This is a genomic window from Curtobacterium sp. MCLR17_039 (assembly GCF_003234745.1).
Lineage (GTDB): Bacteria > Actinomycetota > Actinomycetes > Actinomycetales > Microbacteriaceae > Curtobacterium > Curtobacterium flaccumfaciens.
In genome coordinates this window covers 42,583-55,591 of record NZ_QKTF01000003.1, presented here as the reverse complement: position 1 = coordinate 55,591, position 13,009 = coordinate 42,583, and the positions used below count along the sequence as shown (strand labels likewise).

Sequence of the window (13,009 nt, the reverse complement as noted above, 5' to 3'; positions counted from 1 at the left end):
CCGGACCGGTTGTACAACGCAACCCCGCCTGTACGACGGTTTCCCTTGCGGTTGCGAGGAGGACAACCCCTGGTCAGCGGCGGTTTACCAGGGCGAGCCTGGGAGAACGGTAACGATCGGTCTGCCTGCTCGGCTATGCGTCGAGGTCACGCAACCCGGCTCGCTCCGCGATGTCGACGAGCTGCTCACGCCACCGGACCCATTCCTCCGGGGACTTGTCGGCCAGGTTGCCGTCGCCGTCACCGGCCAGGCCGTCGAGCATCTCGCGCACGATGTCGGCGTGACCCGCGTGCCGGGCGGTCTCGTACGCCATGTGCACCAGGATCCGGTGCAGGGTGACATCCCGGTGCCCCTCCGGCCACCACGGCACGGTCCCGGAGGCGGTGAGGTCGAGCGCCTCGATCGTGGCGTCGGCGTGGGCGGCACTCCGGTGGTGGAAGGCCACGACGTCGGCCATGGTCTCGTCGAGCGAGGCGTACATGTCCTCGCCGTCCTCCGACTCGAGCCAGGCGGGCTGGTCCGGCAGCGGCCGCCCGAACACCTCGCCGAAGTAGCCGGCCTGCACCCCGGCGACGTGCTTCACCAGCCCGAGGACGTTCGTACCCGTCGGCGTCACCGGCCAGCGAGCCTGCCGCTCCGCGAGCCCGTCGAGCTTGGCCAGCAGGGCCGCGCGGTGCTTCTGCAGGTACCGGTGCAGCGTCCGCTTCACCGCGGCGTCGGCGGCAGCGGCGTCGGCGACCGCGGCCGTCGCGCCGTCGGGGTTCCGCGTGGACCCTTCGTCCGACAGCAGGGCGTTGCCGCTCGCGGCCAGGGTGCTGGTGCTCGCGGGGTGCACCTCGGGGACCGCTTCGACGTCGCTCATGCCCCCGATCGTGCCACCCGGAGCTCCTGCAGGCGCGTCGACTCCTGCACGGCGACCCGTTCGGCCGTCAGCAGCAGCCCGGCGACCTCGGCGCCGGTGCGTGCCGGGGCGTCGTTCCAGCTCGTCAGGTCACGCACGCGCCCCATCCGGATGTCCGGCGCGGGGCACCACAGCACGGGCTCGCCCTCGTCGCGCGCGAGGGCGTGCCACACGACGTCGAGCGCGTGCTGCACCCGGGGCGCGTGGACCGCGTGCGGCCCGCCGGCGGCGGACACGACCGCGCCGACCAGGCAGGCACCGACGAGCGGCCGGCCCTGCACGTCCATCGCGGCGGCACTGGAGGCCTTGCGCTCGCGGCCGTGCTCGTCGAGGTAGGCGAACCAGGCGTGCTGGACCCACCCGCGCTCGACGACGGCGCGGGCGTCGGAGAGCAGGTGGACGAGTTCCCCGAGTTCGCGCACCCGGTCGTCGACCCGTCGCGCGCGGGCCGCGGCGCGGCGGTCGGAAAGACGGTCGAGCAGGCCGCGGAGACCGCGTCGCTCGGGTCGGACGGGGGCGGGGGAGGCGTCGGTGGCGACGTCGTGCTGGACGCGGAGCTCGAGGGTCATGGCGGCCCCTCCGATCGGCTGTGCACGGATGGTGCGGTCACGATAGCCCCGCGGGGACTCAGTCGTCCAGCACCGCGTCGATGCTCCGTCGCGCGACGCTCCGGAAGGCGCGTTCGTCGGCGGTCGCCAGCGCGGACGCGAGCGCGACCACCCACCCGCGTGCCCGCAGCCAGGTGGCTTCCGGGGCCGCGACGCGCACGCGGAACGCGCGCCGCCCCGGCCGGTCGAGCGTCAGCCAGGCGGTGGCCAGGTCGACGGCCGGGTCGCCCGCGGTGACGTCCCCGAAGTCGATCACGGCCGACAGACGGTCGACGCCGTCCGACGAGTCGACGAGCAGGTTGAAGGGGTGCAGGTCGCCGTGCACCCAGACGGGAGGCCCGGCGTGCGCGGGCACGGCGGCTGCGGTCCGCCACAGCGTGACCAGTTCTCCGGCCCGGTGCACGCCGTGGTCGTCGAGTCGCGCCAGCACGGCCTCGCTCCGCGACGCGAGCGGCACGGCACGGAACGGGTTCGCCGGGGCGTCGTCCGGGGCGGGGACGTGCAGGAGTCCGACGAACGCGGCGAGCGCCTCGGCGACGGGGACCCCGGCCGCCCGTTCACCGATCGCCGTGCCGGGCAGCCACGGCACGATGCTCCACGACCACGGGTACCCGAGGGCGGGGCGGCCGGTCCGCACCGGGGCCGGCACCGGGACGACCGATCCGACCCGGGCGGCGATGTCGGGCAACCAGCGCTGTTCGTGCTCGACGAGGCGTGCGGCCAGCTCCCGACGGGGGACCCGGACGGCCAGGTCGTCGCCCAGGCGCAGCACCACGTTGTCCCAGCCGTTCGCGACGACCTGGAGCTGGAGCCCGGCCAGGTCGGGGTGCTGGTCGCGCAGCAGGGCCCGGACGAGCGGGACGTCGACGTCGACCTCGGCAGCGGGTGTGGGCACGGCGTCAGGCTAGTGGGCCGCCGGACACACGCCCGCGAACTGGGGCCGGTGGCGCGACACCCTTCTCGCTAGTCTCAGAGGCGAGGTGACGTGGGTGTTTCCCTGGGGGGACCCGCGTCACTCCGGAGCGATGAGCGCGACGAGCCGCGGGATCTCCGGACGCAGCCGTTCGGTGACGAACGCGTCCAGCAGGACCGTCCAGAGTTCCCGCAGGCCCGCGAACAGGTCGGCCCGGCGGGTCATCACGTCCGAGACGGTCTGCACGCCGGTGTAGGCGCGGACGACGACCCGGCCGACCAGGTCCGGGTCCCACCGCTGGTCGAGCTCGCCCACCTCGACGGCCTGCCGTGCGAACCCGGCGACCACCGTGGTCCAGTCGGTGTACGGGTCCTGCCGCGCGACGTCGCTCGCGGCCACGTCGGTCGACAGCCGCACCCCGGCGCTCACGACGACCTCGGACGTCATCTGGACCGCGAGCCCCTGGCACAGCCACATGATCGACTCGAGCGGGGTGGTGCCCCGGGCCACCGCGGCCTCGCCGTACCGACGGGAGATCGCGTGCTGCTCGGCGACGACGGCCCCGGCCATGTCGGCCTTCGACGTGAAGTGGAAGTACAGCGCACCCTTGGTCATCCCGATGCGTTCGGCGATGCCGTCCATCGAGGCACCGACGTACCCGCGTTCGTCGAACTCCGCGGCCGCGCCCTCGATGATCGCCGTGCGGGTCGCGAGCGACCGCTGTTGCCGGGTCGGTCGGTCCTGCGCCATGGGGTCCGATCGTAGTCAGCGCACACTGCCGCCGGGGTCCACTGGCCGCATTCGGCAGGCGTTCGGCCGGGTGCCCTACGGTCGGTCGCCATGGACGGATGGCGGAACCCTGCGCGCTGGGCACGGACGGGACGGTGGCTGCTGCTGCCGATCGCGGTGCTGGACTGGGTCGCGCTCGCGCCGCAGACCATCGTGGTGCTCGCGTTCCTGCTCGCCGTCGTCGGGCTCGCCGGCATGGGTGCGGCCCTCGTGGTGCACATGCTCCGCCGGTCCCGTGGGGCGATGGCCGGCCTCGGGGTCGTCCTGCTGCTCGGTGGCCTCGTCGTGTTCGGCCTCGATCCGTTCCCGGGTTCGTTCCCGCTCATCGAGTCGTGGTGGCCGGAGTCGATCACGCAGCCGCAGCACGTCGGCAGCGCGTACTGGCAGCTCGCCGGCCTGGGCATCGAGCTCGCCGGGTTCGCCCTGCTCGCGACGCTGCTCGTGGTCGCGCTGACCGGAACCCCGCGGCCGCGGCCGGACCGCTTCCGCTCCTGACCCACCCCGGGCAGCACGCCACGCCTGGGCGGCGGATCCCGCTCAGTGCCGTGTGAGCACCACCAGCGTGACGTCGACCGCGGCGTCCGTGGAAATCGCCGTGCGCACCCGTTCGACCGCCGTGGCGCCGTCCGGAGCCGAGCGCACCAGTGCGGCGAGGTCGTCCAGGTGCCGGAGCCCGTCCAGCGTCAGGACGCCCTGGGTGCAGATCGCCAGCCGGTCTCCGGGTTCCAGGTCGAGCGCCCCGGGCGACCGCGGGATCGACTCCGGCTGCAGCCCGAGCGGCAGGTCGAGCGGGTGCAGGACGCGGGCCGGACCGTCGGCGGGGACGAGCACCGCCAGGCCGTGGCCGGCGTCGCCGAAGTCGACGTGACCCGACGTCGGGTCGAGCCGCAGGTGGAAGAGCGAGCCGACGGCGGCCGCAGCCGACAGGTCGGCGGTGACCTGCGCCTCCAGGCCGACGATCGCGTCCGACATGGCCGAACCGGTCCGTGCCGCCACGGCACCGCGGACCGCCGCGGCGAGCAGGCCCGACGCCGGGCCGGCGGCGCTCACCCGGCCGACGGTGACGTGCAGGGCACCGTCCGGTGCGATGCGCCAGTCGGCGACGTCACCCCCGCCGTCGTCGTGCTGGGCCACCAGGACGTCGAGGTCCCACCCCGGCACCGCGACCGGGTCCGGCACCAGGCCGTCGAGCACCCGACGGACCCGTCCGCGGTCGATGGCGACGCCGAGCTCGCGCTCCGCCCACCGGGCCAGGTCACCCAGCAGGGCGACGTCGTCCGGCGAGAACGTGCGCGGCACCGCGTCCATCAGGCACAGCGTGCCCACGCGGGTGCCGTCGACCATGGTCAACGGTGCGCCCGCGTAGAACCGGATGCCGTGCTCCGCCACCGCCGCCGTGTGCGCGAACCGGGCGTCGAGCGACGCGTCCGGGATCACCATCGGTTCGCGGGTGAGCACGGTCGACGCGCAGAACTGCTCGCTGGCGGGGACACTCGATCCCTGGTGCCAGCCGAAGGTCGACTGCGTGGTGACGAGGTCGTGGTGGACGAGGTTGAGGAAGGTCAACGGGACGTCGAACGCCTCGTGGGCCATGCGGGTGATGCGGTCGAAGCGCTCCTCGGGTCCTGATCCCAAGATGGCGAGCGCCTCGATCACCGCGGTGCGCCTGTGCGCACCGTCGAGATGGTTGGTCACCCGACCTGTCTACCCCCATCGTCCGACAGGAACCAGTCCCGCGGGTGGGGGTCGGCGGTCAGTTCGCGGCGCTCGGACACCGGGGCGGCCCACCCGGCGGCGTTCGACAGCACGCGCTGGATGTCCGGGTGGTGGTACACGGGGTACTCCTGGTCGCCCGGCGAGAAGTAGAAGACCTTGCCGAGCCCCCGGCGGTACGCGACGCCGGAGCGGAAGACCTCGCCGCCCGCGAAGGTCGACAGGAACACCTCTTCGTCGGGGCGCGGGATGTCGAAGTACTCGCCGTACATCTCCTGCCGGTCGATGACGATCGGGTGCGGGACCCCGGCGGCGATCGGGTGCTCGGGCGCGACGGTCCAGACGAGTTCGCGCTCGCCGTCGTTCCGCCACTTCAGCGAGCAGGTCGTGCCCATCAGGCGCTTGAACGGCTTGGAGTAGTGGCCGGAGTGCAGCACCACCAGGCCCATGCCGGCGTGCACGGCGTCGACGACCAGGTCGACGACGGCGTCGCTCACCTCGTCGTGGGCGGCGTGCCCCCACCAGAACAGCACGTCCGTGGTGGCCAGCCGTTCGGCGGTGATGCCGTGGTCGGGTTCCTGCAGGGTGGCGGTGGAGACGTCGGCCCCGGGCTGCAGCTGCCGGAGCGCCTCGGCGATCACGGTGTGCATGCCGTCGGGGTAGTGCCCGATGACCGTCGCGTCACCGCGGGTCTCGTGCACGTTCTCGTTCCAGACGACGATGTTCAGGGGACGGTTCTCGGTCGACGGCGACATGCAGGCAACGCTACCCGTGCTCGGTTCGCGCATCCACTGGCGTTTTCTGATCGTTTGCCCTACCTTCAGATCACATTCGCGCAGGACGGCAGCGCCAGGGGGCGCCGATCACCGTCCGCGCCGAGGACAGGGGCTCGTCCGATGCAGCACCGCACCATCACCACCGTCGCACTCGCGGCGGCACTCACACTCGCCGTACCGACCACCGCGTGGGCGTCGTCGCCCATCGGCCACCACCCGACACGGACCGCGACCACCTCGACCGTGACCTACTCGGCGAGCGACGCGGTCATCCCGAACCCCTCGCGCGGGTTCGACCACACCACCGAGACGCACTACCGCGCCGACGGCACCGGGTACACGCCGCTCGACGCCGCGACGCTCCGCGGCTACCGCGCCGAGGGGGTCACCCAGGTCGTCCGGGTGTTCTACATGGAGGCGTTCGTCCAGCAGCGGCAACTCAGCCCGGCCTGGCTGCGGCTCGTGCAGCGCGACTACGACACCGCACGTGCGGCCGGGGTGGGCGTGATCACCCGGTTCGCGTACGTGCAGGGCGGCGCGTACCCGTACTCGGCGCCCTACGGCGACGCCGACCTGCCGACCGTGCTCGCGCACATCCAGCAGCTCACCCCGACGCTCCGTCGGAACGCCGACGTCATCCCGACCCTGCAGCAGGGGTTCATCGGGCTCTGGGGCGAGGGCTACTACACCGACCACTTCGCCAGCGACCCGGCGAACCCGGGCGTGCTGACCGAGGCCGACAAGGACGCCCGACGGCAGGTCCTGCAGGCCGAACTCGCGGCCCTGCCGTCCAGCCGCTCGGTCCAGGTCCGCACGATGCAGATGAAGCAGGACGCACTCCGCACACCGTCCGGCACGGCCGGGGCACTCACCCCGGCGCAGGCCCACGACGGGTCGGCAGCGTCGCGGATCGGGCACCACAACGACTGCTTCCTCGCCTCGCCGGACGACTTCGGCACGTTCCTGAGCGACCCGCTCTCACTCGACCAGGACTACCTGGCCGCCGAGTCGCGGTACGTCCCCGTGGGTGGCGAGACCTGCGCCGTGAACGCGCCGCGGTCCGAGTACCCGTCCGCCTCGGCCGAGATGGCGAAGTACCACTACAGCTACCTCAACCTCGACTACAACAAGGACGTCCTGGCGACCTGGGGCGCAGACGGCATGACCGACGCCGCGAAGAAGCTCGGCTACCGCTTCACGATGACCTCGAGCACCGTCACCACCGGTCGCACGCCGTCGGTCGCGGTGTCGGTGCGGAACGACGGCTGGGCGGCGCCGTACAACAGCCGCCCGGTGCAGCTCGTCCTGACCGACGGGCACCGCCGGGTCACCGTGCCGGTGCGTGCCGACGCGTCGTCGTGGCAGCCGGGACGGACCGTGACCGTCCGGGCATCGCTCGCACACCTGCCGAAGGGCCGCTGGGACGTCGCCCTCGCGCTGCCGGCGCCCGAGCGCTCCGTGGCGTCGAACCCGGCCTTCGCGATCCAGACCGCGAACACCGGCACGTGGGACGCGGGCGCCGGCGTGAACCGCCTGGGCCAGACGGTGGTCGTGCGGCGCTGACCCGACAAGCAGAGGGCGCCCCGGGTCGATCGGCCCGGGGCGCCCTGCTGTCTGTCAACCGGGTCCGCCACCATGGAGGCCATGACTCCGCGCTCCCTGTTCCGCGCCGCCGCGGTCGCCGAACTCGTGACCTGGACCCTGCTCATCCTCGGGATGGTGCTCAAGTACGGCTTGGACGCCGGCGACTGGGGTGTCCGCATCGGCGGTGGGGTGCACGGCTTCGTGTTCCTGGCGTACCTGGTGGTCACGACGGTCGTGGCGGTGAACCAGCGGTGGTCGTTCGGGGCGCTCGTGCTCGGCTGGGCCAGTGCCGTCGTGCCGTACGCCACGGTGCCGTTCGAGGTCGCGGTCGCCCGCCGCGGCATGCTCGAGGGCTCCTGGCGCCGCTCGCCGGACGCCCACTCGGGGTTCTGGGACCGTCTGCTGTTCTTCGTGGTGCGTCGGCCCGCCGTGGCCGCCGGCATCGGGGTCGTGGCCGTCGCCCTGGTCTTCACCGGGCTGCTGGCCGCCGGCCCGCCCGTGCCGTCCCGCGACTGACGCCCCGCGCGTCCCCTGTCACTTCGTGAGCAGGAATGGTCGGGTTCGCGGTGCGGACGCGACCCTTGCTGCTCACGAAGCGCGGCCGTGGTCGCGACCACGGACGGACGGGAGGCCCGGTGCCAGCTGGCACCGGGCCTCCTGTCCGTGGGCCGGTCGCTGCTAGAGCGCTGCCAGCGCCGCGTTCAACGTGGCGGACGGACGCATGACCGCGCTCGTCTTGGCGTCGTCGGGGCGGTAGTAGCCGCCGATGTCGGCCGGGTGGCCCTGCACCGAGACGAGCTCGTCGACGATCGTGTGCTCCTGCTCACCGAGCTTCGCCGCGAGGTCCGCGAACGACGCCGCGAGCTCGGTGTCCTGGGTCTGCGCCGCGAGCTCTTCGGCCCAGTACTTCGCCAGGTAGAAGTGGCTGCCGCGGTTGTCGATCGAGCCGAGCTTCCGACCGGGGGACTTGTCCTGCTCGAGGAACGTCCCGGTGGCACGGTCGAGGGTCTCGCCCAGGATCTTCGCCCGCTCGTTGCCCGTCACACCGGCGAGGTGCTCGAGGCTGACCGCCAGCGCGAGGAACTCGCCCAGGCTGTCCCAGCGCAGGTAGTTCTGCTGCACGAGCTGCTGCACGTGCTTCGGCGCGGAACCACCGGCACCGGTCTCGAACAGGCCGCCACCGCCCAGCAGCGGGACGACGGAGAGCATCTTCGCCGAGGTGCCGAGCTCCATGATCGGGAACAGGTCCGTCAGGTAGTCGCGCAGGACGTTGCCGGTGACCGAGATGGTGTCCTCGCCGCGGCGGATGCGCTCGAGCGAGAAGCGCATGGCGTCCTCGGGCGCGAGGATCTCGATCTGCAGGCCGTCGGTGTCGTGCTCGCCGAGGTACTCGCGGACGAGCCCGATGAGGTGCGCGTCGTGCGCGCGGGTCTCGTCGAGCCAGAACACGGCGGGCGTGGCGGAGGCACGGGCGCGGGTGACGGCGAGCTTCACCCAGTCGCGGATGGCGACGTCCTTGGTCTGGCAGGCGCGCCAGATGTCACCGGGCTCGACGTCGTGCTCGATGACGACGTCGCCCGAGGCGGTCGTGACGCGGACCACACCGGCGCCGGGGAGCTCGAAGGTCTTGTCGTGCGAGCCGTACTCCTCGGCCTTCTGCGCCATCAGGCCGACGTTGGGCACGGAACCCATCGTCGACGGGTCGAAGGCGCCGTGGGCGCGGCAGTCGTCGAGCACGGCCTGGTAGATGCCGGCGTAGCTCGAGTCGGGGATGACGGCGAGGGTGTCGTGCTCGTCGCCGTCCGGGCCCCACATGTGCCCCGAGGTGCGGATCATCGCGGGCATCGACGCGTCGACGATGACGTCGCTCGGCACGTGCAGGTTCGTGATGCCCTTGTCCGAGTCGACCATGGCGAGCTCGGGGCCGTCGGCGATGCCCTGCTTGAAGGCACGCTCGATCTCGGCGCCGTTCGGCAGCGCAGCGAGGCCGGCGAGGATCGAGCCGAGGCCGTCGTTCGGGGTCAGGCCCGCGGCAGCGAGGTCGGCGCCGTAGCGCTCGAACACCGACGGGAAGAACGCCTTGATGACGTGCCCGAAGATGATCGGGTCGGAGATCTTCATCATCGTGGCCTTGAGGTGCACGGAGAACAGGACGTCCTCGGCCGCGGCGCGCGCGATCTGCTCGCGCAGGAACGCCTCGAGTGCGGCCACGTGCAGCACGGTGCCGTCGACGACCTCGCCCTGCAGGACGGGGATCGACTGCTTGAGGACCTGCTCGCTGCCGTCCTCGGCCACGAAGGTGATCGTCAGGACGTCGTCGGCGGGGGCGATCCAGGACTTCTCGTTCGAGCGGAAGTCGTCGACGCCCATGGTGCTGACGTTCGTCTTCGAGTCACGCGACCAGGCGCCCATGCGGTGCGGGTGCTTGCGGGCGTAGTTCTTGACCGACAGGGGTGCGCGGCGGTCGGAGTTGCCCTCGCGCAGCACCGGGTTGACGGCGCTGCCCTGCACACGGCCGTAGCGGGCGCGGACGTCGCGCTGCTCGTCGGTCGTGGCCTCGTCCGGGTAGTCGGGCAGATCGTAGCCCTGCGCCTGCAGTTCCTTGATCGCGACCTTGAGCTGGGGGATCGATGCCGAGATGTTCGGCAGCTTGATGATGTTCGCCTCGGGGGTCTTCGCCAGGTCGCCGAGCTCGGCGAGGGCGTCGTCCAGGCGCTGCTCGTCGGTGAGCCGCTCCGGGAACTGGGCGATGATCCGGCCGGCGAGCGAGATGTCGCGGGTCTCGACGTCGACACCCGCGGTGCCGGCGAAGGCCTGGATGACCGGGAGGAAGGAGTGGGTGGCGAGGAACGGCGCCTCGTCCGTGAGGGTGTAGATGATCTTGGCCATGCTGGCGGGTACTCCCTTGTTCGACCGTCGGTACGTCCACGGTACTCGTGGCGCAGGATGTCTCGACATCAAGATACATGGCCCCCGCTTCCGCGCGGCGGATGCTCGGCCGACACCCTGGAGGCGCACTGTCGACACATAGGAACGGTGCGTGGACTGGTCTTCCGCAGCACCAGAGCGAGGGAGAGCGCGCATGACCACCACACGGCAGACCCCGGACGACTTCGGCTGGAGCGCGGAGGACCTGCGGTCCGCCTACGCCTCGGACGGCAGCGGCCCCTACCGGTACGCGCCGGACGGCTCCGGCCCGTTCTCGTACGACCCCGACGGCTCCGGTCCCTGGCTCGTCGGCCCCGAACCCCGACGGAGCACGAAGCGGTTCGCACCGCGTCAGCGTGGCAGCCGGCCGCGGTTGCGGCGGATCGGGACGGCCTGCACCGCCGGAGCGCTGGCGCTCGTGCTCGCCGTCGGCAGCGTCTCGGTGGTCGCGCACGCCGCTCCTCCACACCCGTCGGTGCAGGCGAGCGCCGTGCATGGCTCCGGACCCGACGGAGCCTGATCCGCCCGGTGGTGCCACCCTGGACCCGTGACCGAACTCCTCGTCGTGGGTGTCATCGCCCTGATCGCCATCGCGGGCGCCGCCGTGCTCGGCCCCCGCATCGGGATCGCGGCACCGCTCGTGCTCGTCGTCGTCGGGATCGTCGCGAGTCTGCTGCCGTTCATCCCCCACACGGAGATCGAACCGGAGTGGATCCTCGCCGGGGTCCTGCCGCCCCTGTTGTACTCGTCGGCGGTGTCGATGCCGTCGATGAACTTCCGGCGCGAGTTCGGCGCGATCAGCGGCCTGTCGGTCCTGCTCGTCGTCGCGTCGAGCCTGGTGCTCGGGCTGTTCTTCGCCTGGGTGATCCCGGGCCTCGGTTTCTGGTGGGGCATCGCCCTCGGCGCGATCGTCAGCCCGACCGACGCCGTCGCCACCTCGATCGTCAAGCAGACCTCGGTGTCACGCCGGGCGATCTCGATCCTCGACGGTGAATCGCTGCTCAACGACGCCACCGCGCTCGTGCTCCTGCGCACCGCCATCGTCGCCGCCGCCGCGTCGTTCTCGTTCTGGGGCGCTCTCGGCGACTTCGCGGGCGCCGTGGCCATCGCTGTCGTCATCGGGTGGTTCGTCGGCTGGCTGAACGTCTTCGTCCGCGCGCGCGTGCCGGGTGCCGCGGTGAACACAGCGCTGTCCTTCGCGGTGCCGTTCGTCGCGGCGGTCCCCACCGAGCACCTCGGCGGGTCCGGACTCGTTGCCGCCGTCGTCGCGGGCCTGTTCACCGGGATCGTCGGGCCGCGCAAGCTCCCTCCGGGGCACCGGCTGTCGGACGCTCAGAACTGGCAGACCATCGAACTCGTGCTCGAGGGCGCGGTGTTCCTGACGATGGGACTCGAACTCGCGACCATCCTCGGCGACGTGCAGGACGAGCACACGGGTGTCGGACCGGCACTCCTCATCGCCGTGGGTGCCCTCGTGCTCACCGTGCTCGTGCGGGCCGCGTACGTCGTCCCGCTGCTGCTCGCCCTGTCGGCGAGCGCCAAGCGCGGCAAGCGGATGCAGGGGCGCTTCGCCGAGATGCACGCCGGTGACCGCGACGCGATGAGCGAGGTGATCCGCGAGCACCGACCGGGCAACCGCGCCCCCTCGGAACGAGAGCTCGACCGGTTCACGACTCGCGTCCGCCGCACCTTGGCGGACATCGCGTACTACACGAAGGCACCGCTGGGCTGGCGCGAGGGCACCGCCGTGGTCTGGGCGGGGATGCGTGGGGCCGTGACCGTCGCAGCTGCGCAGACCCTGCCGGAGGGCACCCCGCAGCGTTCTCTCCTGGTGTTCGTCGCCTTCGCGGTCGCACTGCTGTCCCTGGTGGTCCAGGGCGGCACGATCGGTCCCCTGCTCCGACGCATCGCCGCCTCCGCGCCGGACACTGCCGCAAAGGACACCGAGGAACGACAGCGTCTGCTCGAGCTCATGCGCAGCGCGGCCGAAGAGGTACCGCGCACCGGTGAACAGCCCCCGGGCTCGCGCGAAGAACTCGAGGCGGCGGACCCAGCCGAGCTCCGCGCCTGGATGGGGCGTGAGAAGGCGCGGCGTCTCGCGGTCCTCCAGGCGCAGCGCTCGGCGATCCTCGACGCCCGCGACGACGGCACGTTCGACGCCGAGGTGCTCGAGTCGATGCTGCAGAACCTGGACGCCGAGCAGATCGCCCTCGAACTGCGGGGCGCGCCGACCCGGTGACCTGCTCCGCGTCCGCTCAGTCGCCGATCGAGACGCGGAACACCCGGACGCCGGCGGCACGGAGCCCGGCGAGACCGAGCCGCATGCGCAGGGGCCGGAAGGGCCGACGGAACCCGGACGACGCCGACGCGGCATCGATCTGGTGCAGGACCTCGGACGTCAGGGTGCGCTCGAGCTTCGGCGCGAGCCGGGTCACCCCGGACACCGTGACGACGATGCGGACGGCGTGCGGCGCGAGCATCGGCGCGATGAGTTCGGCCGCCGCCTGCGCCCGGTGGAACGCGGGGTCGTCACCGGGGCGGCGGATGGCGATGACGGCCAGCGCCGCGTCCCAGGTCTCGTCGGGGTCCGGCAGGTCGTCGACCCCGATGACCCGCATCCGCGCGGCGTCGATCCCGGCGCGCACGGCCGCGGCCCGGAGCACGGGCAGGAGTTCCTGGGTACCGGCCAGCACGACGTCGGCCGACGCCAGGTCGACCGTTCCGTACCGCTCACGCGGCGATCGGGCCATGGTGCGGGTCCTTCCGTCGCTTTCCCCCGACCGTACCGATGCGGAGG

At 72.3% G+C, this 13,009-nt stretch carries 13 protein-coding genes; 5 read left to right on the top strand and 8 right to left on the bottom strand.

Annotated features, from left to right (window positions below; all coding sequences use genetic code 11):
• Window positions 1-133 precede the first annotated feature (133 nt).
• The 4 genes from DEJ00_RS04075 to DEJ00_RS04060 all read right to left on the bottom strand — a co-directional run bounded on the left by DEJ00_RS04075 (window position 134) and on the right by DEJ00_RS04060 (window position 3,172).
• Entirely contained in the window at window positions 134-862 is a 729-nt protein-coding gene (locus DEJ00_RS04075) for a DinB family protein (protein WP_111056508.1), read from the bottom strand.
• Entirely contained in the window at window positions 859-1,470 is a 612-nt protein-coding gene (locus DEJ00_RS04070) for a hypothetical protein (RefSeq protein ID WP_027466837.1), read from the bottom strand. The genes DEJ00_RS04075 and DEJ00_RS04070 overlap by 4 nt, the downstream gene beginning before the upstream one ends.
• 58 nt (window positions 1,471-1,528) lie before the next feature.
• On the bottom strand, window positions 1,529-2,404 hold the full coding sequence (locus DEJ00_RS04065) for an aminoglycoside phosphotransferase family protein (RefSeq protein WP_111056507.1): 876 nt from the start codon (window positions 2,402-2,404) through the stop codon (window positions 1,529-1,531).
• Window positions 2,405-2,521: 117 nt separating this feature from the next.
• A complete protein-coding gene (locus tag DEJ00_RS04060) occupies window positions 2,522-3,172 on the bottom strand; it encodes a ScbR family autoregulator-binding transcription factor (protein ID WP_110865312.1) in 651 nt (216 codons plus the stop codon).
• Window positions 3,173-3,262: 90 nt separating this feature from the next.
• On the opposite strand from DEJ00_RS04060, the gene DEJ00_RS04055 reads away from it, so the two are divergent.
• On the top strand, window positions 3,263-3,706 hold the full coding sequence (locus DEJ00_RS04055) for a disulfide bond formation protein B (protein ID WP_027466840.1): 444 nt from the start codon (window positions 3,263-3,265) through the stop codon (window positions 3,704-3,706).
• Window positions 3,707-3,748: 42 nt separating this feature from the next.
• Here DEJ00_RS04055 and DEJ00_RS04050 read toward each other — a convergent pair whose 3' ends face one another.
• Window positions 3,749-4,906: a PP2C family protein-serine/threonine phosphatase gene (locus tag DEJ00_RS04050; protein ID WP_111056506.1), complete on the bottom strand. Its 1,158-nt coding sequence runs from the start codon at window positions 4,904-4,906 to the stop codon at window positions 3,749-3,751.
• Window positions 4,903-5,679 (bottom strand): ThuA domain-containing protein, encoded by a 777-nt coding sequence (locus DEJ00_RS04045; RefSeq protein ID WP_232749115.1) that lies wholly within the window; start codon window positions 5,677-5,679, stop codon window positions 4,903-4,905. Before DEJ00_RS04045 ends, DEJ00_RS04050 begins: the two co-directional genes overlap by 4 nt.
• A gap of 141 nt (window positions 5,680-5,820) precedes the next feature.
• Between DEJ00_RS04045 and DEJ00_RS04040 the strand changes: the two genes are divergently transcribed.
• On the top strand, window positions 5,821-7,263 hold the full coding sequence (locus DEJ00_RS04040) for a DUF4832 domain-containing protein (RefSeq protein ID WP_111056505.1): 1,443 nt from the start codon (window positions 5,821-5,823) through the stop codon (window positions 7,261-7,263).
• A gap of 81 nt (window positions 7,264-7,344) precedes the next feature.
• Entirely contained in the window at window positions 7,345-7,800 is a 456-nt protein-coding gene (locus tag DEJ00_RS04035; RefSeq protein WP_111056504.1) for a DUF3817 domain-containing protein, read from the top strand.
• 162 nt (window positions 7,801-7,962) lie between these two features.
• On the opposite strand, the gene DEJ00_RS04030 is transcribed toward DEJ00_RS04035, so the two are convergent.
• The gene (locus tag DEJ00_RS04030; RefSeq protein WP_111056503.1) at window positions 7,963-10,173 is read right to left on the bottom strand and encodes an NADP-dependent isocitrate dehydrogenase; all 2,211 of its coding nucleotides are present in this window, start codon (window positions 10,171-10,173) and stop codon (window positions 7,963-7,965) included.
• 193 nt (window positions 10,174-10,366) lie between these two features.
• Here DEJ00_RS04030 and DEJ00_RS18215 point away from each other — a divergent pair, with 193 nt between their 5' ends.
• Together DEJ00_RS18215 and DEJ00_RS04020 are read left to right on the top strand one after the other, a co-directional pair.
• Complete coding sequence (locus tag DEJ00_RS18215; protein WP_146247867.1) at window positions 10,367-10,732, top strand: hypothetical protein; 366 nt, start codon at window positions 10,367-10,369, stop codon at window positions 10,730-10,732.
• A gap of 27 nt (window positions 10,733-10,759) precedes the next feature.
• Window positions 10,760-12,451 carry a sodium:proton antiporter gene (locus tag DEJ00_RS04020; protein ID WP_111056501.1) on the top strand — a complete coding sequence of 564 codons (1,692 nt, stop codon included), beginning with the start codon at window positions 10,760-10,762 and terminating at the stop codon, window positions 12,449-12,451.
• A gap of 16 nt (window positions 12,452-12,467) precedes the next feature.
• Here the strand turns inward: DEJ00_RS04020 and DEJ00_RS04015 are convergent, their stop codons facing one another.
• Entirely contained in the window at window positions 12,468-12,962 is a 495-nt protein-coding gene (locus tag DEJ00_RS04015) for a hypothetical protein (protein WP_111056500.1), read from the bottom strand.
• Between the last annotated feature and the right edge of the window lie 47 nt (window positions 12,963-13,009).